The 26,261-nt window shown below is 56.9% G+C and carries 27 protein-coding genes; 2 read left to right on the top strand and 25 right to left on the bottom strand.

Annotated elements, in window-relative coordinates; translation table 11 throughout:
- Nucleotides 1-98: 98 nt before the first annotated feature.
- The 9 genes from EKM95_RS03720 to EKM95_RS03680 all read right to left on the bottom strand — a co-directional run bounded on the left by EKM95_RS03720 (nucleotide 99) and on the right by EKM95_RS03680 (nucleotide 6,612).
- Complete coding sequence (locus tag EKM95_RS03720; RefSeq protein ID WP_125696497.1) at nucleotides 99-743, bottom strand: hypothetical protein; 645 nt, start codon at nucleotides 741-743, stop codon at nucleotides 99-101.
- A gap of 277 nt (nucleotides 744-1,020) precedes the next feature.
- Nucleotides 1,021-1,791 (bottom strand): hypothetical protein, encoded by a 771-nt coding sequence (locus tag EKM95_RS03715; RefSeq protein ID WP_125696496.1) that lies wholly within the window; start codon nucleotides 1,789-1,791, stop codon nucleotides 1,021-1,023.
- Nucleotides 1,775-2,305, bottom strand: a complete 531-nt coding sequence (locus EKM95_RS03710; RefSeq protein WP_125696495.1) for an RNA polymerase sigma factor — start codon at nucleotides 2,303-2,305, stop codon at nucleotides 1,775-1,777. Before EKM95_RS03710 ends, EKM95_RS03715 begins: the two co-directional genes overlap by 17 nt.
- Nucleotides 2,306-2,419: 114 nt before the next feature.
- On the bottom strand, nucleotides 2,420-2,701 hold the full coding sequence (locus tag EKM95_RS03705; RefSeq protein ID WP_125696494.1) for a hypothetical protein: 282 nt from the start codon (nucleotides 2,699-2,701) through the stop codon (nucleotides 2,420-2,422).
- A 28-nt stretch (nucleotides 2,702-2,729) separates the two neighbouring features.
- Nucleotides 2,730-3,002 (bottom strand): hypothetical protein, encoded by a 273-nt coding sequence (locus tag EKM95_RS03700; protein WP_125696493.1) that lies wholly within the window; start codon nucleotides 3,000-3,002, stop codon nucleotides 2,730-2,732.
- A gap of 204 nt (nucleotides 3,003-3,206) precedes the next feature.
- A complete protein-coding gene (locus tag EKM95_RS03695; RefSeq protein ID WP_125696492.1) occupies nucleotides 3,207-3,959 on the bottom strand; it encodes a L,D-transpeptidase in 753 nt (250 codons plus the stop codon).
- Between the two features lie 154 nt (nucleotides 3,960-4,113).
- Entirely contained in the window at nucleotides 4,114-4,920 is an 807-nt protein-coding gene (locus tag EKM95_RS03690; protein WP_125696491.1) for an HAD family hydrolase, read from the bottom strand.
- A gap of 35 nt (nucleotides 4,921-4,955) precedes the next feature.
- Nucleotides 4,956-5,519 (bottom strand): NUDIX hydrolase, encoded by a 564-nt coding sequence (locus EKM95_RS03685; protein WP_125696490.1) that lies wholly within the window; start codon nucleotides 5,517-5,519, stop codon nucleotides 4,956-4,958.
- A gap of 229 nt (nucleotides 5,520-5,748) precedes the next feature.
- A complete protein-coding gene (locus EKM95_RS03680) occupies nucleotides 5,749-6,612 on the bottom strand; it encodes a DegV family protein (RefSeq protein WP_125696489.1) in 864 nt (287 codons plus the stop codon).
- A 661-nt stretch (nucleotides 6,613-7,273) separates the two neighbouring features.
- On the opposite strand from EKM95_RS03680, the gene EKM95_RS03675 reads away from it, so the two are divergent.
- Entirely contained in the window at nucleotides 7,274-8,974 is a 1,701-nt protein-coding gene (locus EKM95_RS03675) for an NFACT RNA binding domain-containing protein (protein ID WP_125696488.1), read from the top strand.
- 83 nt (nucleotides 8,975-9,057) lie between these two features.
- On the opposite strand, the gene EKM95_RS03670 is transcribed toward EKM95_RS03675, so the two are convergent.
- From EKM95_RS03670 to EKM95_RS03605, 14 genes are all read right to left on the bottom strand, one after another.
- The gene (locus EKM95_RS03670) at nucleotides 9,058-9,702 is read right to left on the bottom strand and encodes a DUF1648 domain-containing protein (RefSeq protein ID WP_164510075.1); all 645 of its coding nucleotides are present in this window, start codon (nucleotides 9,700-9,702) and stop codon (nucleotides 9,058-9,060) included.
- Nucleotides 9,689-9,973 (bottom strand): autorepressor SdpR family transcription factor, encoded by a 285-nt coding sequence (locus EKM95_RS03665; RefSeq protein ID WP_164510074.1) that lies wholly within the window; start codon nucleotides 9,971-9,973, stop codon nucleotides 9,689-9,691. The genes EKM95_RS03670 and EKM95_RS03665 overlap by 14 nt, the downstream gene beginning before the upstream one ends.
- Before the next feature lie 273 nt (nucleotides 9,974-10,246).
- Nucleotides 10,247-10,879, bottom strand: coding sequence for an orotate phosphoribosyltransferase (gene pyrE, locus EKM95_RS03660; protein WP_125696486.1), 633 nt, complete (start codon nucleotides 10,877-10,879; stop codon nucleotides 10,247-10,249).
- Nucleotides 10,880-10,882: 3 nt separating this feature from the next.
- A complete protein-coding gene (gene pyrF / locus EKM95_RS03655) occupies nucleotides 10,883-11,596 on the bottom strand; it encodes an orotidine-5'-phosphate decarboxylase (protein ID WP_125696485.1) in 714 nt (237 codons plus the stop codon).
- Nucleotides 11,597-11,727: 131 nt separating this feature from the next.
- Nucleotides 11,728-14,907 carry a carbamoyl-phosphate synthase large subunit gene (gene carB, locus EKM95_RS03650; protein ID WP_125696484.1) on the bottom strand — a complete coding sequence of 1,060 codons (3,180 nt, stop codon included), beginning with the start codon at nucleotides 14,905-14,907 and terminating at the stop codon, nucleotides 11,728-11,730.
- On the bottom strand, nucleotides 14,900-15,991 hold the full coding sequence (locus EKM95_RS03645) for a carbamoyl phosphate synthase small subunit (RefSeq protein WP_125696483.1): 1,092 nt from the start codon (nucleotides 15,989-15,991) through the stop codon (nucleotides 14,900-14,902). The genes carB and EKM95_RS03645 overlap by 8 nt, the downstream gene beginning before the upstream one ends.
- A 120-nt stretch (nucleotides 15,992-16,111) precedes the next feature.
- Nucleotides 16,112-17,377: a dihydroorotase gene (locus EKM95_RS03640; protein ID WP_125696482.1), complete on the bottom strand. Its 1,266-nt coding sequence runs from the start codon at nucleotides 17,375-17,377 to the stop codon at nucleotides 16,112-16,114.
- Nucleotides 17,352-18,308 (bottom strand): aspartate carbamoyltransferase catalytic subunit, encoded by a 957-nt coding sequence (locus tag EKM95_RS03635; RefSeq protein WP_125696481.1) that lies wholly within the window; start codon nucleotides 18,306-18,308, stop codon nucleotides 17,352-17,354. Before EKM95_RS03635 ends, EKM95_RS03640 begins: the two co-directional genes overlap by 26 nt.
- Entirely contained in the window at nucleotides 18,292-19,599 is a 1,308-nt protein-coding gene (locus EKM95_RS03630; protein WP_125696480.1) for a solute carrier family 23 protein, read from the bottom strand. Before EKM95_RS03630 ends, EKM95_RS03635 begins: the two co-directional genes overlap by 17 nt.
- 1 nt (nucleotide 19,600) lies before the next feature.
- Nucleotides 19,601-20,143 (bottom strand): bifunctional pyr operon transcriptional regulator/uracil phosphoribosyltransferase PyrR, encoded by a 543-nt coding sequence (pyrR, locus tag EKM95_RS03625; RefSeq protein ID WP_318530892.1) that lies wholly within the window; start codon nucleotides 20,141-20,143, stop codon nucleotides 19,601-19,603.
- Nucleotides 20,144-20,315: 172 nt separating this feature from the next.
- The gene (locus EKM95_RS03620; RefSeq protein WP_125696478.1) at nucleotides 20,316-21,230 is read right to left on the bottom strand and encodes an RluA family pseudouridine synthase; all 915 of its coding nucleotides are present in this window, start codon (nucleotides 21,228-21,230) and stop codon (nucleotides 20,316-20,318) included.
- Nucleotides 21,227-21,688, bottom strand: coding sequence for a signal peptidase II (gene lspA, locus EKM95_RS03615; protein WP_125696477.1), 462 nt, complete (start codon nucleotides 21,686-21,688; stop codon nucleotides 21,227-21,229). The genes EKM95_RS03620 and lspA overlap by 4 nt, the downstream gene beginning before the upstream one ends.
- Nucleotides 21,689-21,772: 84 nt before the next feature.
- Nucleotides 21,773-23,446: a formate--tetrahydrofolate ligase gene (locus EKM95_RS03610; RefSeq protein ID WP_125696476.1), complete on the bottom strand. Its 1,674-nt coding sequence runs from the start codon at nucleotides 23,444-23,446 to the stop codon at nucleotides 21,773-21,775.
- Between the two features lie 5 nt (nucleotides 23,447-23,451).
- Nucleotides 23,452-23,871 (bottom strand): EbsA family protein, encoded by a 420-nt coding sequence (locus EKM95_RS03605; protein ID WP_125696475.1) that lies wholly within the window; start codon nucleotides 23,869-23,871, stop codon nucleotides 23,452-23,454.
- Between the two features lie 24 nt (nucleotides 23,872-23,895).
- Here EKM95_RS03605 and EKM95_RS03600 point away from each other — a divergent pair, with 24 nt between their 5' ends.
- A complete protein-coding gene (locus EKM95_RS03600) occupies nucleotides 23,896-24,273 on the top strand; it encodes a ribonuclease HI family protein (RefSeq protein WP_125696474.1) in 378 nt (125 codons plus the stop codon).
- A gap of 319 nt (nucleotides 24,274-24,592) precedes the next feature.
- On the opposite strand, the gene EKM95_RS03595 is transcribed toward EKM95_RS03600, so the two are convergent.
- Complete coding sequence (locus EKM95_RS03595; protein WP_125696473.1) at nucleotides 24,593-25,387, bottom strand: alpha/beta hydrolase; 795 nt, start codon at nucleotides 25,385-25,387, stop codon at nucleotides 24,593-24,595.
- 210 nt (nucleotides 25,388-25,597) lie between these two features.
- Nucleotides 25,598-26,200, bottom strand: a complete 603-nt coding sequence (locus EKM95_RS03590; protein WP_125696472.1) for a nitroreductase family protein — start codon at nucleotides 26,198-26,200, stop codon at nucleotides 25,598-25,600.
- Nucleotides 26,201-26,261 lie beyond the last annotated feature (61 nt).

Below are 26,261 nucleotides of genomic sequence, written 5' to 3'. Positions count from 1 at the left end.
TAGTTTGTAAAACTAAATAGTTGATTTTTGTCGACAAAAAAACGCAAGCAAGATCGGGATCTCGCCTACGTTTTTGGGGTTGTATTAAATGCGCGTCGTTAATTCTCCGCCGCCAGCGGCACCTTGATCACGGCCAATGGATGCTTGAGGTCCTTGCCATCCTTCATCGATTCGACCAGCAGCGTGAGCTCGATCGAAAGGCCGCTCACGCCGGCTTTGGCGAGCGCCTCTGTCTGCAGCTTGACCGGCAGCTGAAGCTTGTAATCGCCGCGATCCTCATCCTCGATGCTCAATGTGTTCGTCGCCAGTGTGGCATCAGCGATCGCCTGCCCCTTGGCATCCAGCCCGGTGATCGTCACCGCCAGCTTTTGGTGGCCTTCACTGAACATTGCCTGGGTCAGCTCGAGGTCAAGCGAAAGGTCCAACGCCGCCCCGGCCGGCTTGAGACTTGTCACGGTCTGGCCATCCTGCTGCAGCGCCAACGTTTTGAACTGTGGGCCATCGCTGGCCTGCGCGGTTTTCGTCACGGCATAGGAAAATTGGCCTGCGGTGAGCTGGGACGCCGCCGTCGAAGACTCGGACGAAGAATCCGCCGTTTCGCTGGAAGCTGCCGGTTTTTTCTTACTGGAACTGACTTTTGAACTGCTGACCTTGCTGCTTGTGTCACTGGCCGGCTGCTGAGTGCACGCACCCAATAAGCTCAGCGTGACCAGCAGCACCCCTGCTGCGATCCCCTTTTTCATGTATGTCTCCTCCTCGTGTGTGGCGCGCATAATGCCGCTTTGGCTTCAGTATAACAAGTCCCGCACCAGACGGCGATGGGCAAATGCCCACCATTGCGCAATTTTAACCAAAAAGACGTCCCAGCCGATCGCAGCTGGGACGTCCTGCCTCTATTTTGCACTGGGGAGGCCAGGGCCATGACGATCCAGCCACTAGATTGCCCCGGGGAGGACAATGCCTTAAACAAAGCGCGGTTCTGACTCCAGCAAGCCCGACACCGCTACCGATGCCCCGCACTCAGCCGATCAGCGCATGGATCAACAGTTTCACCAATTCATACAACACTGGAAGAAATACCACTGCCAGCAAGCCCAGCAACAATTTCCAGCCGAGGCTGACGTTTGACATCACAAAGTCGAACTTATTGCGGCGAGTGATGCGCCGCGAGACCTCGATGTCAACCATGCCGGGAATCGTCAGAAGATTTTGCTTGAACAACGTCCCGTTGGCCTCAGTCAGACTCTCGGAGAAAATATGCCCATCCGCCGTTTGAAAGTCCAGGAAATACCACGAGACCGTTTTCCGGTGGATAAATCCCCGGGTGCCGTCGCTGGGCACGTTCAAATGTTTTTCGCGAAGCGCGATGGCCTTGATATCGGAATACTCATATGAAAAATAAGCAGTCGAGTCATCCAAAAATTCGATGACGATAAAGAAAATAATGCGCCGATCCGTGAAAGCCATCAGGCGGTTGCCGCGCAGGCTGGCCTGCTCCTTGATGTAAGCCTTGGCGCGCTGCGACTTTGGCGCGTACATACCCATGATTCCATCCGTGGCCATACCGCTATTTTGCTCGTTGGTCATCGCCATCAGGTTGATGAGCTGCTCACCGGGCGCCAGCAAGCGCGTCACCTGGGCCATGACCTGCTGCATCGTGATGTAGAGTTTGGCCTCTTTGCGTTTGCGAATCCGGTCGAGTTCCGTCATCGGTTCCTCCGTGAGCGGCCGCGCCGGGACCCCGTTTAGGTCAGCGATAACGCGTGTGAATGGATTAGCTAAAGTAGACATCGTGCGTCCCCTCCCGAATTTTCTTCTTGCCACGCGAGAGATGCTGGTACACAGCGCCGCGCCTCATGTGAAGCTGGCGTGCAATTTCCTCTGGCGTGTGATCCTTTTGAAAATACAACTGGAACACCTGCCGCTCCACGTCACTGAGCGGGGCAAACAGCCAGGCATAATCGATCGGATCATCGGGCGGCGCCTGTTCCACGACGGCTTCATCCAGGTTCATAGTTGCCAGCGTGCCTGCCAGCCCCCGCTGGTAATCGATCGCACAGTGTTTGATCACCGCCGACAACCAATTCTTGAAGCTACCCTTGGCTGGATCGAACGTGGCGCCCTTCGACCAAACTTGGTAATAGACCCGATTTTCGATATCGCGGGAAAAACCACGCTGATAATCCGAAGTCAGGTGATGCAGGATCACCATTCGGATGAAGTCTCCGTACTGGTCGATCAAGTCATCCAGTGCGCTGTCATCTTGCGCGCGCAATTTAGCGACCAGCGCCTCATCATCGCTCATGTTCCTCACCAACTTTCTTATCCCTACTCCTAATAATACGCATGCGGGCCGGAATATCTGACAGGAAATAAAAAAAAGACGCCTTTCTTGTGCGAAAAGCGCCGTGTCTGAAATTTACTTATCTGCCGGACTCTGCAAGACATACAGCCCATACGTGTCCCCATTTTTGACAATGATCGACAAATTCCCGCCCGGATTCTTAAAGGAATACTTGCCAGTTTCATCAGAGTATTTCAGGGTCGCGTCTCGGGTTGGTGGCACGACGACCTGATAATCACCGCTATCCTGTATGGTGACCGCCGGAAGCAGATAATGGCCGCCAGCAACGCCGACGATCAGTCCAATCAGCAGGGCCAAGACGGTGAAAAGAACGAGATGGTTCGATCTGTGTGTCATTGTAGCCGCCTCCAAGCCGCGCGTCGCCTTACTTCGCATCGTCCAGCGTCACCAGCTGATAGGCATCCTTGTGATACACGATCTGAACAAGCTTGCCCTTAGGATTCGGGAACGAATAACTCGACGACCCCTCTGAGTAGGTCACTGTTTTCTTCGTTGTGGGTCCGACCACGACCTGATACGCAGAGGCGGACTGCTTTGGACCTGCAAAATTGATCGCGCGCCCACCCGCAAACCCGATCGCAATACCGAGCACCAGCGCCGCCGCCAGTGCCAAAAGCCATTTCCCATACTTCTTCATGGTGATTTCCCCCAGTCATTGTTGATCTTGTACAAATCCAGTATACCCCTCCGAAAAGTAAACGCTACCATTTTGGCTGGAAATAGACAGATGTTCAATTCTTTGCAGGCGTTCATTTTGGCCGGCAGACACAAAAAATCCCGCGCACCGAATCACGCGGGAAAATGAACAACTGTTTATCACTGAACATCTGTCGATCGTTGGTCAGGCGATATGGACCTTGGTGCCATCTGGGACGTGTTCGTTGATCCATTTGGCATCTGGGACACTCAGCCGAACGCAGCCATGTGAGCTCGGCTTGATGCCCAGGTCCTTGGTCTCGCTGAGGATGTATTCCTGATTTTCATCTGTCGGGACGCTGTGGAAAAGATAAAGATTATCCAAGAAATTGGTCCAATAATTCGCGCCCATTTTTTCATTTGGATTGTAAAACGATTTGCCGCGCGATGAGATGGTGAAGTCGCCATGCGGGGTGCTGTCATCCATTCCCGTGGAGGCATACATGGTGTAAAGCACCCGATTGCCGGACTTCACGTAGACGCGCTGTTTGGCAAGACTGACATCCAAAACGATCGCGCCGACTTTGTTCAGATCCGGATAGGCCTTCGCCTCGGACGGCTTTTGCCAATCGATCTTTGGCGCGGCGGCTTTCTTGCTGGCGGCGATGCTGCTGGCTTTGGCACTGCTGGCCTTGGCTGCTGCCGCGCTGCTGGCTGCGGCAGCCTGTTTTGCCTTCGCCGCAACGGCTTTTGATGAACTGGATGATTTTTCGGCTGCGGCCGGGGTACTTGACTGTGGTTGCGCGGACACCATTGTTTTGGCCACCACAAACCCGCCAGCCACGAGAACGGCCGCCAAGATCACCCATAAACTGTACCGCACCCGCCGCTTCAACCGGTGCGCCTTGAGATAATTCCTCGCGTCGCGGATGCTGGTCCGCCATTTCGGTTCTTGCATTCGATCAGCCCCAATGTTTTCTTACAACCAGTGTATCTTGCAAAAACGAACAATGCAAGGTCGTTCATATGACAAACAGACTACAAAAACAGCGGCAGGCCGGGGCTCACCGCCGATGACATGTGTTCGCGCTGGAGACAACTTTACCAATTTCCTAATGATTGCGCGTTGCGAGGACCTTGGCGATCACCTGCTGAACGCCGTATTCCTCATTGCTCGGCGCCTGATATTTCGCCGCGCCGGTCATGCTGGGATTATGATTCGCGACCAAATAACTGTGCGCGACATAGGCCAACATTTCTTTATCGTTGAAATTATCCCCGAACGCCATCATCTGCTCGCTTGAAATGCCCATTTTGCGGCCGACCAGCGACATGCCCTTCGCCTTGTTGATGTGCTTGGGCGTGATATCGATCCACACCGGTCCAGCCACCGCGCACGTGAAGTCGGCCCCAAATTCGGGGGCGATTGCCTCATCAAAGACCTTCTGCGCATTGTTGTGCGGCAGATAGATCGTCACCTTATCCGCCTCGCCCGACCAGGCCGGCAGATCATCGACAAAAATCAATTGATGGTAAAATTCACGGTACACCGCATCAAGCGGCTGATCTTTGCGCGCACCCACCGCGTGCTCGATGCCGCAGATCAGCGGCAGCCCATCCGTGTGCGCCTGAACGAACCGAGCGATGCGCTGATAATCATGGACTGCCATTAATTGTTTATGAATGATTGTCCCGCGGTAGCTGACGACGCCGCCGTTGTCGCAGATCAAGGCGAGCTGGTCGCTGCGCTCGCCGAACACATCTTGCAGCGTGTACAGCGGACGACCACTGGCGGCGGCAAACTGAATACCGGCCGCTTCAAGCGCGTCGAGCGTGCGGCCAAAATGTGGTGGCAACTGGCCCGCCTCGGTGAGAAGCGTATGATCCATATCACTGGCAATCAGGCGAATATTTTCCATGCGGAGACTCCTTCGAATAACAAGATGCTTCTATTTTACTTGGCATTGCGAATAAACGCCAAATAATATGAAAGCGCGGAAACGGATTGGGCGGAGGCGATCAACCCGGACTTCACCGCATCGATCACATCGGCAAGCGGCACGAACTGACTCGTCACAAATTCGTCCTGATCAAAATCCTGCTTACCGCCTTGATCCGGATCCACATGGCACAGCATCAGATGCACGACCTCATCCGTCATGCCCTCACTCGACCGCACCGCGCACATCTCCTGCACATCAAGCGGTGCAAACCCAGTCTCCTCGTGCAACTCGCGCTTAGCGGCCGTTTCAGGGTCCTCCCCAGGATCCATCAGCCCCGCCGGCAGCGCAAACGCCTCCGCATTGATCGCGACGCGGTACTCGCGATTGATCAGCACCCGATCATCCGCCGTCAGCGCCAGCATCGCCACAGCCGGCGCATGCTTGATCAAGTCCCGCTCCACCCGCAGTCCATCCGGCGTGTCGATCGTCTGCTGGAAAATCTGAAAAATATCGCCGGCATAAACACTGCGGCTGGAAAGAATGCGCCCCGTTGCCTTGCTTGCTTGTAAGAACATTTTCTGCCTCCTCAGAAATGACATCTTATTCAATGATAACAAACGCTTCCACTAAAAGCACTGGGAAAAATAGTCCCAGTTAACGGCAACATTCAGCCTCCCACGGCTGCCGCCTGCCACTTTCCAGTCAATAGTTCACCCGTGCGACGGAAAAAGCGGCCGCTGCGATTCACGTGGAATCGCGGCGGCCGCCGAATGTGTTTCTTCTATTATAATGGCGAGGGGCTGCTTACTTCTGAAGATCGCGAATCCAAGCCAGCGCGATCGCTTTTTCCCCGAGATGGGTCCCGATCACAGGACCGAAATAGGAGATCTCGAAGCTGACTTCTGGGAACTTCGCCGCCAGCTCATCGCGCCAAGTTGCCGCTTCCTCCGGGTCATTGGCATGGATGACCCACGCCTTGATCGGATAATCGACTTGCGAAAGGGTCTCCGCAAACAAGTCTTCGACCCGCGCATATGCCTTTTTCAGCGAGCGAATTTTCTCAAACGCCACGATCTTGTGGGAGTCATCGTCAAACGTGAGTAGCGGCTTGATCTTCAGCATCCCGCCGATAAAACCCGCGGCATTCGACAAGCGCCCGCCTCGAACCAGGTTCTGCAGGTCGTTCACGATGAAATATTCGTTCATCGTCGCGCGCAGGGCATCGAGCTGGCGCACAATTTCATCCGGATCGACGCCTTCACGCGCCAACCGGGCGGCCGTCAAGACCAGCTCGCCCATCAAAATAACCGTGATCTGACTGTCATACACGATCACGCGCGCGCCTTCCACCTCGCCAGCCGCGCCTTGAAGTGTCTGCACAAACCCGGAAATGGTGCTGGCAAGATGAATGCTGATGATCGTATCGTAGCCTTCATTGGCGAGGTCTTGATACAACTTCAGCACCTCACCCAACGGCGGCTGTGACGTGCTCGGAAAAGTCTTGGCCGAACGGAGCTTGTCATAATATTCCGCGGTGGTGATATCCTTGCCTTCGTCATAAACACTGCCGTCCAAAATAACAGGAATCGGGACGATCTTGATGTTGTTGTCTTTCACCTGCGCCGGCGATAGATACGCGGTACTATCAGTGACGACTGCGATCTTCATATAAACCCCACCCACTTTTCGCACAAAATTAGCTTTAATAACCATACCATGAATTCGACCCGATTTGAATGTATATGGCCTAAATTTCCTTTACGATTTGTGCGCCAAAGCGGATATTCGGTGGGCTGGCGATGATCATGCTAGTAAAAATACAATGATGCAGCATATCTGACTAGCCAGTTTTGCCATTGTCTCGTCTGGAATATCATGAGCTTGACGCCAAATATCTCGGGGGGGGCGCACATCGATTCATGTCGTCACGTCTTGGCAGAGACATGACTCGCAAACCGCCTCGCTATTTGTCCTCGAGGGGCGTGCGATCTCTGAGATTGCAAATTGCGTGATTTCCACGCATAAAATCTAAAACCATAATCTCTGAGATCGCACCAAGGCCTTATTTCCCCTCAACCGGACTCAGGGTCCACGAGTGTTGCGATTCTGTTCGTAAAAATCAACATCCGCGGTCCCGTGGTCCGAACACCCACAACGACCCGATCAGCTTCCCCGGAAGCATGCCAAGCCCCCCAGCGTCACACAATTGGTCCATGAACGAGGCTTTTTGCGCCGAGGCCCCAAAACAGATAGAATAGAACTATTGAAAACGGCAAGCGGCGGGCATTTCCCCCGCAGCTTGCGCGATAAGAAAGGCGGCTTTTCCGCAATGACATTTGATGGCATATTCACCCACGCGATGGCCGATGAACTCAGCACCCTGCTGGTCGGCGGCCGCGTCAATAAGATCACCCAGCCCTACCCCAATGAAGTGATTCTGGGCATCCGGGCCCAGCGGAAAAATTGGCCGCTGCTTCTTTCTGCCCATCCGCAATACGCGCGCGTGCAGATCACCCAGATTCCTTTTGAAAATCCGGCCGTGCCGACGAACTTCACAATGAGTCTGCGCAAATATCTGGCCGCCGCTTCCCTGCAAAAATTGGAACAGGTCGACAATGACCGCGTGCTGCACCTGGACTTTGCGACCCGCGACGAACTTGGGGATGACCTGTCGCTTCGGCTAGTGGTCGAATTGATGGGCCGGCATTCCAACATCACGCTGGTCAACTTGAATACCGGCAAGATTCTGGATCTCATTCGCCATGTCGGCGCCGATCAGAATCGCTATCGCCTCTTGATGCCGGGCGCGCAGTATGTTGACCCGCCAAAGCAGGATGTGGTCGATCCGTTCAAGGACGACTCGCGCGGCTATCGCGAATTGATGAAGACCAGCGACCTGCCGCTGGAAAAATTGCTGCAGCGCCACTACCAGGGCCTCGGCCGGGATTCGGCGCAGGAGCTGGCGACCCGCCTGCAAAACGGGGATGCGGACGCAGCGTGGGATGGTTTCTTTGAGGCACTGCGGCAGCCGGCGGCAACGATCGCGGCCGGCAAACAGTTACAATTTTCCGCGATTCCTTATGAGACGCTGGCCGGCGCGCAGACGCAGTACCCGACCCTGTCGGCGATGCTCGATGCGTTCTATGCGGGCAAGGCCGAGCACGATCGGGTGCAGACGCAGGGTGGCAACTTGATCCATGTGCTGAAAAATCTGATCGATAAGGATGAAAAGAAGCAGAAGAAACTTGCGCAGACGCTGAAGTCGACGGAGAAAGCGGATGATTACCGGATCCGCGGCGAGGTGCTCACGACGTATCTGCATCAGGTGCAGCGCGGTGAGACGGCGGTCACGCTGCCGAACTTTTATGATGAGGAGAAGCCGCTGACGATTGCCCTGTCCAACCAGCTGTCCCCGTCGCAAAACGCGCAGAAGTATTTTGCCAAGTACCAGAAGCTGCGGAATGCGGTCGCGTTTGTGCACGAGCAAATGGCGAAAAATCAGGAGGAGTTGGATTATTTAACGGGCATCATGACGGAGATCGAGCTTGCGTCGCCGAAGGACCTGGCGGATATCAAGACGGAGCTTCAGCAAGGCGGTTATCTCAAGGTGCAAAAAAAGGGCAAGAAGCCGGAGAAGCGTGTGAAGGTCAGCGCGCCGGATGAGTTCTATGCGTCGGATGGCACGCGCATCTGGGTCGGCAAGAATAATTTGCAAAACGACCAGCTCACCTTGCGCAAGGCCCAGAAGACGGACATTTGGCTGCATGCCAAGGATGTCCCTGGCAGCCATGTGATCATTGACAGCGCGAAGCCGAGTGACAAAACACTTCTGGAAGCAGCCACGCTGGCGGCCTATTTTTCCAAGAACCGCGACGGCTCAAATGTCTGGGTCGACTGGATCGAGGTCAAGAAGATTCGCAAACCAAATGGGGCCAAGCCGGGCTTTGTCGTGTACGAGGGGCAACGGACGGTGGCGGTGACACCAGAAGAAAAGACGGTGGCGAAACTCCGGGTAAAGCCGACGCTTTAGCGGTTGGCGTGCGCTATTATAATAGAAGAAAAAATCGGCGTGAATCGCCAAAAGCGCTGGGGCCGTTGGGCTCCAGCGCTTTTTTAGTGACGTTTTTGGCGAAAATACGCGACTGCCAGCTCGAGCAACATGGCGGCGATGAAGGCCAGTATCGCGATCCAGGTCACCATGGGCGGGAAAAATAATGTCAGGAGGATCACGACCCCACTGCCGACCATGGTGTAGCCAAGCGTGCGGGCCAATTTTTGCGAAGCCGCCTGCGCATTGGTCGACCATGGCACGCGAATGCCGAACCCGACCCAGCCCGTTTTGACCGGCGCGGTGGGTAAATAATTCCCGAGCACGATCAAAAGCGCGGCGATCAGTGTCACGGCCCACAACCGGGTGTCGACGTTGGCGCCTTGGGCATAGCGAATCGTTGTGACATAGGCCACCACAGTGATCACTGGGAAGATCCACGCGATCACGCGCTCAAGCTTGGGGGCTTTCGGGCCGCGCGCCGCCGCCGCATAGGTCACGCCGACACAGAGCAGATGAAATGCCAACATTAAAAGTGGCAAGCCGTACACCACGGCGGCTCTTGGCATCCAGCCATTGGGTTCGTTGTCGATGCCCCAGTGGGTAACGATCGTCTTCGGTAGACTTGCATACTGACTGGCCCCATAGATCATTGTCGAGAGAATCACTAAACTTGTGAGCATCAACGTTCGCCATTTATTTTTTGTCATCATTATTCTCCCCCGCTCCTAAACTATAAAGCCAACTCAACACTTCCTCGAATACGCTGGCATTTAAGTCGTAATAGATAAAATTCTTCTCGCGCCGTTCAGAGATCAGGCCGGCTTCTTTCAGCAGTTTCAGATGATACGAGACTGTTGCGGCCTTCAAGTCAAAATGCGCCGCGATATCGCCGGCCGATTGCGGTCCTGTCTTCAGCAAGTTCAGAATCTGTCGTCGTGCGGGATCCGAGATTGCCTTCAGCGTCTCACTCATCGCCATGGGCTCGCCTCCTATTTCGAAAACTTTCTAACTAGAATATAGACCTTTTGGCGGCGAGGTCAAGACTGTTTTGATTTTTTTCTAAATAGATGGGGCGCGGCACTCGCCGGGAATACGCCGTCGTGTTTTTGAGCAGAGACGTGCATTCTCCAAAATCCAAGTTGGGCTTCGCCGAGCGCTCGGCGCCGCACCCTGAATCAAAAAGGAGCCCGGCACCAACCATAGCTGGTCCGAACTCCCCTCACTGCGTCTCATTTGCTCAAACGCGTCACCCTATTTTCCCCAAGCGGTTGGATCTTCGCGCCAGGTTGCAAGCAGGTCGCGCTCGCTGGCGGTGATCGTCCCCTGCGCCTCCGCCGTGTGGATCAGGGCGGTGTAAGTCGTCAACGTGGCAAACGGGATGCCTGCCGCTGCGAAATTTGTTTCCGCAGCCGGCAGCTGATAGGAAAAAATGGCTGCAACGCCGATCACATTAGCGCCGTCCTTGGTTGCGGCTTCGGCGGCTTTCAGCACAGAGCCACCGGTCGACAGAAGGTCATCGATCAGGACGACTTTTGCCCCAGGCTGAAGCGCGCCTTCGATCTGGCGGCCCTGGCCGTGATCCTTGGGCTTGCTGCGGACATAGATCAGCGGCAGGCCCAGGCGTTCGGCGACCAAACTGGCATGCGGAATGCCGGCCGTCGCCACCCCGCCGATCACTTCAACGTCTGGAAACTTAGCCTTGATCAACGCCGCCAGCCCATCCGCGATCGCGGTGCGGACCGCGGGATACGAGATCGTCAGGCGGTTGTCGGTGTAGATCGGCGAAATGATGCCGCTCGCCCAAGTGAATGGGTCATTTGGGCGCAGGGTGACGGCGTTGATCTTCAGTAAGTCCTGCGCAATGGTCGTTTCAAGTTCTTCCATGATTTATGCTTCGCTCCATTCTTTGGCAATTGCGTGATAAGCAGCAACGGGATCGGCGCTTTGCGTGATCGGCCGGCCGACCACGATGGCCGAACTGCCGAGGCGTTTGGCGTCGCCTGGGGTGGTGACCCGCTTTTGATCGCCGATTGCGGCACCGGCTGGGCGAATGCCCGGGGTGACGATGAGAAAATCACCACCGACTGCCGCGCGGATCAGGCTTGCTTCCAGCGGACTGGCGATGACCCCATCGGCGCCAGCTGCGGCGGCCAATTTTGCCAGGTGCACAACGCTTTCGGCTGGGGTGCCTGGGATCTGCAGTTCGTTGTTCAGCATTTCCTGTGAGGTCGAGGTCAGCTGGGTCACCGCAAGCAGTCTCGGCGCCGCCTTCCCTGCTTCTTGGGCGCCGGCCAGCAAGCCCCGTTTGGCCGCCTGGATCATCGCCGACCCGCCTGCCGCATGAACGGTGGTCATTGCCGCGCCGAGGCGGCCGAGCTGAAACGCGGCCTGCTCGACGGTGTGCGGGATGTCGTGTAGCTTGAGGTCCAAGAAGACCTGGGCGGGATGCACGGCCTCAATGTCCGCCATCAATTGCGGCCCTTCCGCGTAGACCAGCTCCATCCCAATTTTCACGACCAGTTCCTCGCTGGGTGAAAATTGACGCAGAAACTGTTTGGCTTGATCAAAATCTGGAAAATCGAGCGCAATGATCGGTGGCATGACAAACTCCTTTTCAACTGACAACAACAGCAACAACTCCAACCCACAAAACCAGCACAAGCGCGCCACAAAACCGCATGGCACTTGACGCCACAGCGCATGACTGACACGCTGGCGCAATTTTTCTTCTATTATAAAGGCTGCGTGGTGAACGCGCGGGACTCGAGCACGCCGAGAATGGCGCCCACGGTATCCAGGCTCGTCATCAGCGGCACACCATGCATGATCGCGGCCTGGCGAATGCGGTAGCCGTCGCTGGTGGTTGCCTTGTCGCCGGACGTCGTGTTGATGACGACCTGCAACTTGCGGTCCGCGATGGCATCCAAGATTGCATTCTCCCCGCTTTCGCCGAGCTTGGTGATGGTGGAAACGGTGATGCCGGCGTCGCGCAATGCGGCGGCGGTGCCTGCCGTTGCGACGATCTGGTAGCCAACTTCACGGAAGCGGCGGGCCAAGGCCACGGCCTCCTTCTTATCCGCATCGGCGACCGTGAACAGCGCGGTACCGTATCGCGGCAGATGGGTGTGGCTGGCTTCGAAGGCTTTGTACAGCGCCTTGTCAAGCGTCGTGTCGCTGCCCATGACTTCCCCGGTGGATTTCATTTCCGGCCCGAGCGCACTATCGACCTCGTTGAGCTTGGAGAATGAGAACACCGGCGACTTCACATGCACGCCTGGGCGCACTGGCAAAATGCCAGTCGTGAAGCCCATGTCTTTCAGGCTCGCGCCTAAAATTGCTTGGGTGGCGACTTGCGCCATCGCGATGCCCGTCACCTTGCTCAAGAATGGCACGGTGCGAGACGCCCGCGGATTGACTTCGATCACGTAGACTTGTTCGTCGCGGACAATGAATTGCACATTCATGATGCCGATGCAGTGCAGCGCATGCGCAAGGGCGATGGTTTGATGCTCGATCTGATCGATCACTTTTTGGCTAAAATCCTGCGGTGGGTAAACGGCCATCGAGTCGCCGGAATGGACGCCGGCGCGCTCGATGTGTTCCATGATGCCCGGAATGACGACCGTCTCGCCATCCGTGATCGCGTCGACTTCGCATTCCTTGCCGACGAGGTACTGGTCGATCAAAACAGGATGATCATGCGACACCGAAACGGCTTCGTTGATGTATTGCGCCAACTCGTCTTCGTCATGCACGATCTCCATCGCCCGGCCGCCCAGCACATAACTCGGGCGGACCAGCACTGGATACCCGATGCGCGCCGCAATTTTCAGCGCGCCGGCCTTGTCCGTGGCGGTGTCCCCGACTGGTTGGGGAATGTTCAGCGATTTGATGATTGCATCGAAACGGTCGCGGTCCTCGGCGGCATCGAGGTCGTCAAGGCTGGTGCCCAAGATCTTCACCCCGTGTTTTTCCAGTGGCGCGGCCAAATTGATGGCGGTCTGCCCACCGAATTGAACAATCACGCCGCGGGGCTGTTCGAGGTCGATCACATTTAGGACGTCCTCTTCGGTCAGCGGCTCGAAGTACAGCTTATCCGAAATGGAAAAGTCGGTTGACACGGTCTCGGGATTTGAGTTCATGATGATGGCCTCAAAGCCTGCCTTTTGAATCGCCTTGACGGAATGGACCGTCGCGTAATCGAACTCGACGCCTTGGCCGATGCGAATCGGCCCGGAGCCCAGCACCAGAATGCTTTCGCGGCCGTCTTCCGTGCTTTCAGTCTCGGTCTCATAGGTGCTGTAGAAATACGGGGTGCTCGAAGCAAACTCGCCGGCGCAGGTATCGACCATCTTGTAGACCGGCACGATGCCATTTTCCTTGCGCAGGTCGCGAATGTCATCGGCCGACTGGTTCCAGAGCTTGGCAATCGTCGCGTCGGCAAAGCCGTTGCGCTTGGCGATGTGCAGCAAGTCCACGTCCCCTGGCTGGTTTTTCAACTCAGTTTCCAGCTCGGTGATATGCAGAATCTTGTCGAGGAAAAATGGGTTGATGCCGGACAGTTCTGCGATCTCCTCGATTGTAAAGCCGCGGCGGAAGGCTTCGGCGATGTAAAACAGGCGCATGTCGTTGGCCTGGATAATGTTGGTCGACAGCTGCTCGTCGGTGCTGTCGGCATACGGCTGGCCCCACAGATGCACGGCGCCCACTTCAAGCCCGCGAACGGCCTTGAGCAGACTTTCCTCGATCGTGCGGCCGATCGCCATCACTTCACCAGTGGCCTTCATCTGCGTGCCGAGGCGGCGGTCGCCGTGTTCGAATTTATCAAATGGGAAGCGCGGAATCTTGCAGACGACGTAATCCAGCATCGGCTCAAATTCGGCAAAGGTCGCATCGGTGATCGGGTTTTTGATCTCATCAAGTGTCAGGCCGACTGCGATCTTCGCCGCCATTTTCGCAATCGGATAACCGGTCGCCTTAGAGGCCAGCGCAGAGGAGCGAGACACCCGCGGGTTGACTTCGATGATGTAGTACTTGAAGGAATTCGGGTCAAGCGCCAGCTGCACGTTGCAGCCGCCTTCGATCTTCAAGGCACGAATGATCTTCAGCGAAGCGTCCCGCAGCATTTGCACTTCCTTGTCCGTCAGGGTCTGAACCGGGGCAAACACCACCGAGTCGCCGGTGTGGACGCCGACTGGATCGAAGTTTTCCATGTTGCAGACGACGATCGCGTTGTCTGCGGCGTCGCGCATCACTTCAAATTCGATCTCTTTGTATCCGGCGATCGAGCGCTCGACCAGCACCTGGTTGACGGGGCTGAGGTTCAGGCCGTTTTCGGTGATGGTGGCGAGGTCGGTCTCGTTTTTCGCAATGCCGCCACCTGTGCCGCCCATGGTGAAGGCTGGCCGAATGATGACCGGGTAACCGATTTTTTCCGCGAAAGCCTTGGCGTCGTCAAAATTATGCGCGATGGTGGATTCCGGAATCGGTTCGTTGAGTGATTGCATCAGATTTTTAAACAGCTCGCGGTCCTCGGCTTGATCGATCGCGGTGAGCTTGGTGCCCAGCAGTTCGATGTGCAGCTGCTCGAGGATGCCAGAGTTCGCCAGTGCCATCGCCAAGTTGAGGCCGATCTGCCCGCCAATCGTCGGCAAGATCGCATCCGGCAATTCCTTGCGCAAAATCTGCGAGACGAATTCGACGGTGAGCGGCTCGATGTAGACTTGATCGGCGATCTCTTTGTCGGTCATGATGGTCGCGGGATTGGAGTTGACGAGCACGACCTCGTAGCCCTCTTCCTTGAGCGCCAGGCAGGCCTGGGTGCCGGAGTAATCGAATTCGGCGGCCTGGCCGATGATGATCGGGCCGGACCCGATGACCAGGATCTTGTGAATATCTTGACGCTTAGGCATTGTGAACTTCCTTTCCTCGCAGCTTGAAAGCATCCATCATTTCCATAAACTCGTCGAAGAGATGGTCGGCGTCATGGGGACCCGGCGCCGCATCCGGATGGAACTGGACGGAAAAGGCCGGGTACAGCCGGTGGCGCAGGCCCTCGACGGTGTGGTCGTTGATCTCTTCATGGGTGACGATCAATTGATCGGGGTCGATCGACTGCGGGTCGACGGCATAGCCATGATTTTGGCTGGTGAAGTCGATGCGGCCGGTCGCGATCTCGCGCACCGGATGGTTGAAGCCGCGGTGCCCGTATTTCATCTTAAAAGTGTTGGCGCCATTGGCCAGCGCGAATAATTGATGGCCGAGGCAAATGCCAAACAGCGGAATTTTCCCCTCGATGCCGCGAATCATGGTCAGCGCTTCCGGCACATCCTTAGGGTCGCCAGGGCCGTTGGTCAGCATCACGCCATCCGGATCCAGGTCGAGCAATTCTTCGGCGGTGGTGGTTGGCGGCAGGACCGTCAAGTTGCAGTCGCGTTTGGCGAGCTCGCGCAAAATACTGTGCTTCAGCCCAAAGTCGATCACCGCGACATTGCGGCCACTGCCAGGCGCGGGAAACGCATGGGTCGTGGCCACTTGCAGCACCTGATTTTTCGGCAGGACCAGCGCCTTGAGTTGGTCAAAGGCATGGGCGTCGGCGGCGTCCACAATGCTGGCCTTCATGGTGCCGGCCTCCCGCAGCCGCTTGGTCAGCGCCCGGGTGTCGATGCCGGCAATGCCGGGGATGTGCTTGCGCCGCAGAAATTCATCCAGGCTCATTTGCGCGCGCCAGTTGCCGGTGACGCGGGCCACTTCACGGACCACCACCCCTTTTGCTGTGGGGTTGATACTTTCGTAATCGTCGCGGTTGATGCCGCAATTGCCGATCAGTGGATAGGTAAAGGTGATGATCTGGCCGTTGTAACTTTGGTCAGTGATGGTCTCTTGATAGCCGCTCATGCCGGTGTTGAAGACGATCTCACCGGTGGTCACGGTTTTTGCACCGAATCCCTCGCCTGGAAAAACACTGCCGTCTTCTAGGATCAAATAGCGTTTCAACTGGTTCCCTCCTCTGATTGGTCATGCTGGAAAAATGAGTGCGGATCTTGGATACGGATCTGGGTAGGATACGGATGTGGACTGGCTACGATTCTGGCGCTGGTTTGCGTCGAGCAGGCCCTACGCCTGATACGCGATCTGACCCCCGGCGAGTGTCAGGCGCACCTTCCCCCGCACCTCGCGCCCGATGAACGGACTGTTTTTGCCCTTGGATAAAAAGTCGGCGGCGTCGATCGTGTACGGTGTGGTCAAGTCGACCAGGGTCAGATCCGCCGGGGCGCCAACTGCGATGCGCCCGCCTGGCAGGTTGAACAATGTGGCCGGATTCGTGCTCATCCAGTTGATGAGCTGGGCCAAGGTGAACATCTTGCTGGCCACAAACTGCGTGTACAGCGTCGCAAAGGCGGTCTCGCTGCCGACGATGCCAAACGCGGCGGTCGCCATTGAGCCGGCCTTATCCGCGGCGGTGTGCGGCGCGTGATCCGTGGCAATCAGATCGAGCGTCCCATCCGCAAGCCCTTCGATGAGGGCCAGATGATCGGCGCGACTGCGAAGTGGCGGATTCATTTTTAGCATGGGGTCGTCTTTGTGAATGTCAGTCTCATCCAGCAGCAAATGATGCGGTGAGACTTCGGCGGTGACGTTGACGCCCTGTTTTTTCGCGGCGCGGATCAACTCGACGCTTTGGCGCGTGGAAATGTGGCAGGCATGATAGTGGACCCCAGTGGCGGCGGCCAGATCAAGGTCGCGGGCCAGCTGGCTGCTTTCACTTTGGTTGATGATGCCCTTGAGGCCCAGTTCATCGGCGATGCGACCGGCGTTCATCACCCCGCCTTGCATGAGGCTGGCGTCTTCGATGTGCGCGGCGATTGGGGCGTCCACTTTGGCGGCCGCCTGCATCGCCTGATACATCGTCAACGCGTTTTGAATGCCCGACCCATCATCGGAAAAGCCGATCGCGCCGGCGTCATGAAGCGCCTGGAAATCCACCAGCGTGTCGCCGCTTCGGCCTTGGGTGAGCGAGGCAAATTGGCGCACATGGATCTTGGCGTCGCTGGCATTTTTCGCCAGCAACGGCATCAGGTGGTCGACAGTATCCGGCACCGGGTCGAGGTTTGGCATCGCCAAGGTCGTCGTGAAGCCGCCATGTGCGGCCGCGGCCGCCCCGGTGGCGATCGTCTCTTTTTGCTCAAAGCCCGGTTCGCGGTAATGCACGTGCACATCGATCAACCCGGGCAGCAGCGTTTGCCGATTGGCGTCGAGAATGGTCGCCCCGTCTTGATGCGCGAGGCCGCGGCCCAGCGCGACAATCTCGCCATTTTCAATGAGAATATCGAGCAGGGTGCCTTCGCCGAGCAGGTCAGCGTTTTGAATCAGCGTTTGCATGTGGGAAGTCTCCTTTATCGGTCAACGGACTGTGGCAGACCAGCTCGAGCATCGCCATGCGCATGAAGACCCCGTTTTGCATCTGGTCAAAAATACGGGAGCGACTGGCTTGCACCAAATTGCTGGCCAGCTCAACATCGCGGTTGACTGGGGCTGGATGCATGATGATCGCGCGGGGCTGCATGCTGTCGTAAATGCTTTGGGTGACCCCGAAGCGCGCGTGATACGTGGCGGCTGAGAACTCCGCTTTTTCCGCATCGGACAGGCGCTCAAGCTGCACCCGCAGCAACATCAACACATCCACGGCTGGGGCCAGGTCCTTGAGCGGGACATATGGACCATATGCCTTGAAGTCGTCAGTATACCAGGCTTTTGGCCCGGAAAACGCGACGCTGGCGCCGAGCTTCGTCAAGATCTGCATGTCACTGCGCGCGACCCGCGAATGCGCCAGGTCGCCGACGATGCCGACTTTCAGGCCCTTGAAGTGGCCGAATGCTTCGTGAATGGTCATCAGGTCCAACATCATTTGGCTGGGATGCTGGCCGGCGCCATCGCCGGCATTGATCAAATGCAGCGGCAGGCCCTCTTCAATCAGCGGTTTGTAGTAATCGTCGGCAGGATGGCGAATCACCGCCACCTGCACGCCGATCGCGGCCAGCGTCCGCAGGGTGTCGCCCAGCGTTTCGCCCTTTGTCACCGAGCTGTGCGCGGGATCAAATGGCAGAACGGTCATGCCGAGTTTGCGCTCCGCCATTTCAAAGGACGTGTGCGTGCGCGTCGACGCTTCGAAAAACAGGTTGGCGGCATAGGTCGGCAGCTCGATGTTGGCGATCGCGCCGTTCTTAAAGGCTTCCGCCCGGTCGATCAGTTGCCCCGCCAGTTCAGGTGTCACCTGATCGGCGGCCACAAAGTGCTCAATTGTGTTTGGCATCGACCGGCGCCTCCTCGTTGGCTGCGTTTTGCGGCAGAATGAAGTTCATCAAGATGCCGATGACTGTGGCGATCGCCAGGCCGGAAAAGGTCATGCCGGCCACTTGGAGCTGGGCATTGCCGATGCCGATGACTAAGATCGTCGAGCCAATCATCAGGTTGCGCTTCTTATTGAAGTCCACTTTGTTATCGATCAGGACCTTCAAGCCGTTTGAGGCAATGACCCCAAACAGAAGGAAGGAAATGCCGCCGATAACGGGACTTGGAATGGTGTGGATCAAGGCGGAAAGCTTGCCGATGAAGGCGAACAGAATGGCGAAGAACGCGGCGCCACCCAGGACGTAAACGGAGTGGACCTTGGTCATGGCCATCACGCCGATGTTTTCACCGTAAGACGTGACTGGCGGGCCACCGACAAAGCCGGCGATGATCGAGGCGGTACCGTCCCCTGCCAGGGTGTGGTTCAGGCCGGGATCCTTGAAGAAGTTGCGGTGCGTCATTTCATTGAGGACCATGATGTGGCCCATATGTTCGGTCATGGTGACAAACGCGATCGGCGCCATGGACAAGATCGCGCCTAAGTATAATTTCGGTTGGTACGTGAGGAATGGAATCTGGAAGTTTGGCAGCGAGAACCAGGCGGCCTTGACCACCGGGGTGAAGTCCACGATGCCGGCAAAAATGGCAACGATGTAACCCGTGATCAGTCCCAGCAAAATTGGCAGGAGGCTGATGAATTTTTTCAAATACATGTTGTAGATGATCGTTGCAGCCAAGGTGACCATCGCGACGATGAAGTATTTGATGTCGTAAACGGACTTGGTCGCAGAGACGGCGCGCATGGTCGCATCTGTGGCCGCGGTACCGGCCAGCGACAGGCCGATGACCATCACGATCGGGCCGACAACGATCGGCGGCAGCGCCTTATCGATCCAGGCCGAGCCAGCGAAGTTGACGATCAAGGCGACGATCAGATAAACCAGGCCGACTGCGACGGTCCCCTGTGCGATGGCCGGGTAACCCGCTGTTTTCATCAAGGACGTCATGACCACGATGAAGGAAAAGCTCGAGCCCATGTAGGCCGGGATCTTCCCGCGGGTGATCAGAATGTAGATCAGCGTGCCGACACCGCTTGAAAACAGCGCGATGCTTGGGTCCAGGCCGACCAAGATTGGCACTAGGACAGTCGAGCCGAACATGGCGAACAGATGCTGAATGGAAAGCCCCACCCACTGGCCGAAGCCCGGGCGGTCGTGGATGTCCAGAACTGCGTCATCATTGTGATAAGCCATTTTAATCCTCCAGGCGGCCGATGCTGATGCCATCTTGGCCGTCGATCTCTTTGACTGAAACGTTGATCTCCTCGTGATGCGAGGTCGGAATGTTTTTGCCGACAAAATCCGGGCGAATTGGAAGCTCACGATGACCGCGATCCACAAGGACTGCCAGGCTGATCTTCTTCGGGCGGCCGAGATCCATCAAAGCATCCAAGGCGGCGCGAACGGTGCGCCCGGTGAAAATGACGTCATCCACTAAGATCACATGCTTGTCGTTGATGCTTTCCGGAATGTTTGACCCGGTGACATCGGGCTGCATGCGGTGATCCGCCTTGTGCACGTCATCGCGATAAAGCCGAATGTCGAGCTCGCCGACCGGCACATCCAGGCCTTCGAGCTGCTTAAGGCGCGCCGCGATGCGCTGCGCCAGATAAATGCCGCGGGTCTTGATGCCGATGATCACGAGCTGATCTAGATCCTTGTTTTGCTCGATGATCTCGTAGGTGATACGCGTCAGCGCGCGCTGCATGGTGACTCCATCAACAACTTGTTTTGCCATTTTCCTCATCCTTTCAGCACCCCACAAAAAAACGCCCTCCATCCAGTTGGACAGAAGGCGTTGCGCGAAGATAGTCTTCGGGCATCGAACTTGCCTGCACTACGGGCGCAGGCGCGCGGACCTTCCAAGCCTCTCTGGACTTAGTTAAAGGTGCTATACATTAATCTGAATTTTAGCGGACCAGTCGAGTCTTGTCAATCCCCGCTTCAAGATCCGCCAAGGTTTTTTGAAAAAGCGCAGGCGGTTCGACGGAAAATTCGAGACGCTCGCCTGTCGCGGGCTGGGTGAAGCCCAACGTCGCGGCATGCAGGAACTGGCCGTTGCCCGGCAGTGTGCGTTTCGGCCCGTATAATGGGTCGCCGGCCAGCGGGTGCCCGATCGACGCCATGTGGACACGGATCTGGTGGGTGCGGCCTGTTTCCAGGCGGCAGCGCACCAGCGCGTAATGCGCGAATTGCTCGAGCACGTGAAAATGCGTGACAGCATGCCGCCCATTTGCGACCACCGCCTGGCGTTTACGGTCCTTGGGGTCGCGGCCCAGCGGCTTATCGATGCGCCCTTCCGTTTCCTTGAAGGTGCCATGCACGATCGCCAGATATTCTCGGTCGGTGGTCTTCGCCTTGAGTTGGGCGGACAGGCTCTGCTGGGCCAGCGGGGTCTTGGCCACCATCAACAAGCCACTGGTATCTTTGTCGATACGGTGCACGATACCCGGGCGAATCACGTCATTGATGGCGGACAGATCCACGTGAAAAAGCAGGCCGTTGACCAAGGTGCCATCGGGATGCCCCGGGGCTGGATGGACCACCATGCCCTGGGGCTTGTTGAGGACGATCACCTGGTCGTCCTCGTAGACAATGTCCAGCGGAATGTCTTGCGGCACGGCTTCAAGCGGCGTCGGCTCAGGCGGCGTGATGGCCACCACATCGCCGGCATGCACCTTGTATTTCGGCGCTTGCGCCTGGCCGTTCACCAGCACGTGGCCAGCCTCCAGCCACTTTTGCGCCTGAGAGCGCGTGATATCCGGCTCATGGTCGGCGATCACCTTATCGAGCCGCCCGCTTTCTGCCTGGATGGTGAACGTCAGCGTTTCCGTTTCGAGTCCCCCTTGTCAAAAAACAGGAGGTAGATCACGACGATCACCACGCCCACGGTCAGGCACCAATCCGCAAAGTTTGAGATGGCAAAATTCATGAAGTCGAATTGGAACATGTCGACCACATATTTGAGCCGGACGCGATCGATGAAGTTACCGATCGCCCCGGCAAAGATCAAGGTCAGCCCCAGGCGATACCAAGGTGCGCCTTTTGAATCACGCCACAGCGCCGCCACGACCACTAGGGCCACCACGGTGATGATGTAAAAGAACCACTGTTTGCCTTCCAAAATGGAAAACGCGGCGCCGTTGTTGTGAATGTGAGTCAGACTCAAGATGCCTGGAATAAATGGCTGAGTCGCGCCGAGTGCGATGTGGGCGACCACCCAGGCTTTGATGAGCTGGTCGGCGGCGATCAGGACCACCGCTAAGATAAGATAAATGAGCACAATTTTCCTCCAAAAGTCGAAGTGGGTCAAATACGGACCTGGCGCTTAGCTGGCGAACCCAAACCCAGCATTTGACCCACTTCGTTAAAACAGTCCCGAGATCACGCCGTCTGCGGACACATCCATATCCAGGGCCGCGGGATGCTTCGGCAAGCCCGGCATTGTCAGGACATCCCCTGTCATCACGACCAAAAAGCCGGCGCCCAGCCGTGGCACGATGTCGCGCACGTGAATCGCAAAACCGGTGGGCGCGCCGAGTTTCTTGGGATCATCAGACAGTGAATACTGGGTCTTGGCCATGCAGATCGGCAAGTTCGCCCAGCCGTTTTTGGCAATGGTGCGCAGTGCAAGGTCTGCCTTGTGGTCGTACACGACCTCGCCGCCCCCATAGATCTGGGTCACGATCGTTGCGATCTTATCCTTGACCGAAGCCGCTGGGTCATATAATGGGGTGAAGTCAGCCGGCTGGTTCAGGGCCGCGGTGACGGCATCGGCCAGCGCGAGGCCGCCTTCCCCGCCGCGTGCCCAAACATCGGCTTCGACGGCCGTTGCCCCGCTCGCTTCGCACAGTTGTTTGAGGTCTGACAGCTCCGCCTCGGTGTCGGAGGTGAAGGCATTGATCGCGACCACCACTGGCACGCCGTAACGTTTCATATTTGCGATGTGGCGCTTCAGGTTGGCAAACCCGGTGGCCAGCGCCGCCCGATTTTCCGCGGTCAGGTCGGCCAGCTTCACGCCGCCATTGTATTTCAGCGCGCGCACGGTCGCGACGATCACCACGGCGTCTGGGTGTTTGCCCAATACCGGGGTCTTGATGTCCATGAATTTTTCACCGCCGAGATCCGCGCCAAATCCCGCCTCGGTGATGGCGATGTCGCCCAGCGCCAGGGCCGCCCGGGTGGCGATGACGGAATTACAGCCATGTGCAATGTTGGCAAATGGGCCGCCATGAATGAGCGTCGGCGTGTGGGCCAGCGTCTGCACGAGGTTCGGCTTGATCGCGTCTTTTAGCAGCATCGCGATCGCCCCGGTGACCTGCAGATCGCCGACCGTGACGGGCTGGCGGTCATAGGTGTAGCCGATCACAATCTTAGCGATGCGTGCTTTGAGATCTGCCAGGTCGCTGGCGAGGCACAAAACAGCCATCAGCTCGCTGGCAACGGTGATATCAAATTCGCTTTCACGCGGGGTGCCAGAGGTGGCGCCGCCCAAACCGAGAACCACATGGCGCAGCGAACGGTCATTGATGTCTAGGACCCGCCGCCAAGTGATGCGCCGCGGATCCAGGTTGAGGGCGTTGCCTTGCTGGAGATGGTTGTCGATCAGGGCCGCCAGCGTATCGACGGCGGTGGTCAGCGCGTGCATGTCCCCGGTGAAATGCAGGTTGATGTCTTCCATCGGCACAACTTGGGCATAACCGCCCCCGGTCGCCCCACCTTTCATCCCCATCACTGGGCCAAGCGAGGGTTCGCGCAGCGCGATCACCGCATTTTGCCCGCGCAGGCGAAGCGCATCCCCAAGGCCGATGGTGACCGTGGATTTGCCTTCACCGGCAGGCGTTGGGTTGATCGACGTGACCAACACCAATTTGCCCTGCGGATGATTCTGCAGGCGTTTGAGTGTCGGCAGGCTGAGCTTGGCCTTCGCCTTGCCGTATAGCTCTAGATCATCCTCGGACAAACCAACCGTTGCGGCGACTTTCACGATCGGCTGCATTTCTTCTGCTTCATTTTGTTGTGCGATCTCAATATCTGACAACCTGGTTACCCCTTTTCCATTTTGACAGTGACCCCGACAGCTTCTAAGGCAGCGGCAAGCGGCGCCGGATCTTTCAGATAGACCAACCGCACCGTGCCACAGGACTTGGCGACAAGCGTCAGTTGGTGGCCGCGGACGGTCAGCGTGGCGTCAGTCGGCGCAATGATGGTGCGACTGCTCGGCAGCAGGTGGTCGATCACCACGCGCCCAGGCTCGATCACCAGGCGGGTGCGCAAGATCTGGACCAGCGCCAAGGCAATCACCAGGACCAACAAGCCGATGAAAACTGGGGAGGGCCAGCCATAACCGACGAGCTCCATTTGCAAGATCACGGAAAGACAAAGTCCGGCGGTGATCAGCCCCCAAAAAATGATAAAATCGACCCAACCGGGCTGGACGAAAAACCGGCGTCTTGTTTCAGCCACACGCACACTTCCTTAGGAGATAGAATGATTAAACTATACACAGATGCAGCGACAAAGGGCAACCCCGGACCGAGCGGAATCGGCATTTTGATCCTGACAGATGGCAACCAGCGCCAGCAACACCGCGCACTGCCCGAAATGTCGAACCACCAGGCCGAGTTTGAGGCGGCAATCGCGGGTTTTTCTGCCCTCACCGCCGCCGGGCTCAGTGGTCTTGTTTCCTATTATAGCGATTCAAAGATCGTCATCGACGCCATCAACAAAGCTTACGCAAAACATTACGGGGCGGAAATCGCCCGCCTGCTCGACGCGATGGCCCCCTTCACCGTTTTTGCCCAGTGGGTGCCGGATAAAGAAAACAGCGCGCATGGGTTAGCGCAACAGGGACTGCGCGAAGCATAGGGTGTGGCGGTACGCGGGATGGTGGGGCAGCTAGGCCGGCTCAAGCAATTGATGGCGTCCTTTGCCGTCAAATGCTTGAGTTGCCTAGATGTCCCCACCATGCGGACCGGAACCCGACTGTAGGGTGTGAAGCCGAGCGTTTAGGTCTGAGCAGATAGTTCGGCCTGGGCGGTTGATGGCGTATTTTGCCATCGAACGACTGGGACGACTATCTGACCCAGACCTGCTCGGCGGAACCCGACTATAGGGGGTGAAGCCGAACGTTTAGGTCTGAGCGAAGTAACCAAAAAAACCGCCCAGAAGACGGCTTCCCCGACCATTACGCTGGTGGCAGATTTCGCTGCAAGAAGGCGACCACATCCGCGTCGACATCGGCCAGATACCCTTTTGCATGGCGGCGACCTGCTAGCAGGCGCATCGTAAAAGGCACCTGATTGGCGGTGAGTGCGGCGGCCATCTGCAGGACCCCACTGCTCGGCACAAATTCGGCTAGCGAGTTCGCGAGATACAGCGGGCCCGTTTCGGCCGTCACCCGGGTGCTCGGGGTGGCGGCGTGGTAATTGGCGACAGATTGCTCGGCAAAATAATTCGTCACGAACCATTTGTAGAACTGATCATCGCTGCCACTTTGGTTGATTGACGCGCTGGCCGTGACGTTGAACAGACTCGTGTCGCCTTGCTTGGCCACCACGTCTTTGTGTGTCGCCAGCCACTGCTCGATATCCAAGATGCCAGATAAGGAAACGGCTGGCATCCCGTATTTTAGCGCGAGCTCGACGGCCATGTTGCCCCCGGCCGAACCGCCGACTGCGGCCAGCTGCGTGGTTGGCAGCGCATATTGATCCCCGATCCATTCAACCAGCGTCTCGACATCGGTCAGCGGCGTTGAGTAATGGACCGCGGGCGCATAGCGATAATTTGGCACGAACACGAGATAGCCCAGATCGTTCAGCCGCGTCGCCCAATCCGCGTCTTTTTGCTTATCGCCGCGAAACCACCCACCGCCGTGAATGTCGATGATGCCAGCCTTCACCGGTGTTGTTGGCAAATAGACATCCACCTTAAGCTCATGAATCGGCTCATACACTGCATTGATCAAAATTCGGCTTGTCATGTGATCACACTCCTTTTGATTTAAGCATAGTCCCTTGTCTCACCACGCCCAAATAATATGCTCAAAGCGAGGCGGCAAATGGTCAACTTTGGTAAAAAGAAGTTGGCCTTGCGATCACAGTCACCGCACGACGCGTCCCGCACCGGCCCTCGCCAACAAAAAAATGCCAGCGCATCGCTGCACCGACATTTCTTTTCTATCTAATATGTGTTAATCCAGGACCTTGAAGCGATCTTCGCGGGCCATGTAGTCCTTGCTGCCGGCCGGCGCTTCGATCGAGCCAAATGGCATCTGCGCACGCAGGGTCCAGTTGGCAGGAATGTCGAACGCATCCGCGACCAATTCGTCGATGATCGGATTGTAATGCTGAAGGGACGCGCCGATACCGTTGTTGGCCATCGTCACCCAGGCGTTGAGTTGCGCCGAACCTTGTGCTTGCTCCGCCCAAGTGGCAAAATTATCAGCATACAACGTGAAATCGTGTTCAAGCTGATGGACCACTGCGGTATCGGTGAAGTACAAAATGGTGCCGTAAGCCGCCTTGAAGCTGGCGATCTTCTCTTGGGTCTTGGCATAAGCCGCTTCCGTTGGGACTTCGGACTTCAGCCGTTTGACCACGATGTCCCACAACTGGTCGTGCTTGTCCCCAAACAGGAAGACGGCGCGGGTCGTTTGGGAATTGAAGGCCGTTGGGGTCTCTTCGATCACTGTTTCCAGCAAGTCCACCAATTCTTCCTTGGACTGTTTGACGTTTTTGCCCAGCGCGTAGATCGAGCGGCGCTGCTTCAACAGGTTCAACAGATCATTATTCAACAAGATAACCACCTTTATCATCAATGTACTTTCATCGTACCAACTAATAATTAGTAAGTAA

The organism is Lacticaseibacillus yichunensis, from assembly GCF_003946405.1.
In the GTDB taxonomy this organism is placed as follows: Bacteria; Bacillota; Bacilli; order Lactobacillales; family Lactobacillaceae; genus Lacticaseibacillus; species Lacticaseibacillus yichunensis.
Note: the sequence above shows the minus strand (reverse complement) of the source record. Positions and strands in the feature narration are given on the sequence as shown.

Bases quoted from the DNA above. Each gene is read 5' to 3' on its own strand.
- EKM95_RS03720 (WP_125696497.1), bottom strand. From the start codon at position 743: ATGAAAAAGGGGATCGCAGCAGGGGTGCTGCTGGTCACGCTGAGCTTA.
- EKM95_RS03715 (WP_125696496.1), bottom strand. From the start codon at position 1,791: ATGTCTACTTTAGCTAATCCATTCACACGCGTTATCGCTGACCTAAAC.
- EKM95_RS03710 (WP_125696495.1), bottom strand. From the start codon at position 2,305: ATGAGCGATGATGAGGCGCTGGTCGCTAAATTGCGCGCGCAAGATGAC.
- EKM95_RS03705 (WP_125696494.1), bottom strand. From the start codon at position 2,701: ATGACACACAGATCGAACCATCTCGTTCTTTTCACCGTCTTGGCCCTG.
- EKM95_RS03700 (WP_125696493.1), bottom strand. From the start codon at position 3,002: ATGAAGAAGTATGGGAAATGGCTTTTGGCACTGGCGGCGGCGCTGGTG.
- EKM95_RS03695 (WP_125696492.1), bottom strand. From the start codon at position 3,959: ATGCAAGAACCGAAATGGCGGACCAGCATCCGCGACGCGAGGAATTAT.
- EKM95_RS03690 (WP_125696491.1), bottom strand. From the start codon at position 4,920: ATGGAAAATATTCGCCTGATTGCCAGTGATATGGATCATACGCTTCTC.
- EKM95_RS03685 (WP_125696490.1), bottom strand. From the start codon at position 5,519: ATGTTCTTACAAGCAAGCAAGGCAACGGGGCGCATTCTTTCCAGCCGC.
- EKM95_RS03680 (WP_125696489.1), bottom strand. From the start codon at position 6,612: ATGAAGATCGCAGTCGTCACTGATAGTACCGCGTATCTATCGCCGGCG.
- EKM95_RS03675 (WP_125696488.1), top strand. From the start codon at position 7,274: ATGACATTTGATGGCATATTCACCCACGCGATGGCCGATGAACTCAGC.
- EKM95_RS03670 (WP_164510075.1), bottom strand. From the start codon at position 9,702: ATGACAAAAAATAAATGGCGAACGTTGATGCTCACAAGTTTAGTGATT.
- EKM95_RS03665 (WP_164510074.1), bottom strand. From the start codon at position 9,973: ATGGCGATGAGTGAGACGCTGAAGGCAATCTCGGATCCCGCACGACGA.
- pyrE (WP_125696486.1), bottom strand. From the start codon at position 10,879: ATGGAAGAACTTGAAACGACCATTGCGCAGGACTTACTGAAGATCAAC.
- pyrF (WP_125696485.1), bottom strand. From the start codon at position 11,596: ATGCCACCGATCATTGCGCTCGATTTTCCAGATTTTGATCAAGCCAAA.
- carB (WP_125696484.1), bottom strand. From the start codon at position 14,907: ATGCCTAAGCGTCAAGATATTCACAAGATCCTGGTCATCGGGTCCGGC.
- EKM95_RS03640 (WP_125696482.1), bottom strand. From the start codon at position 17,377: ATGCAAACGCTGATTCAAAACGCTGACCTGCTCGGCGAAGGCACCCTG.
- EKM95_RS03635 (WP_125696481.1), bottom strand. From the start codon at position 18,308: ATGCCAAACACAATTGAGCACTTTGTGGCCGCCGATCAGGTGACACCT.
- EKM95_RS03630 (WP_125696480.1), bottom strand. From the start codon at position 19,599: ATGGCTTATCACAATGATGACGCAGTTCTGGACATCCACGACCGCCCG.
- pyrR (WP_318530892.1), bottom strand. From the start codon at position 20,143: ATGGCAAAACAAGTTGTTGATGGAGTCACCATGCAGCGCGCGCTGACG.
- EKM95_RS03600 (WP_125696474.1), top strand. From the start codon at position 23,896: ATGATTAAACTATACACAGATGCAGCGACAAAGGGCAACCCCGGACCG.
- EKM95_RS03595 (WP_125696473.1), bottom strand. From the start codon at position 25,387: ATGACAAGCCGAATTTTGATCAATGCAGTGTATGAGCCGATTCATGAG.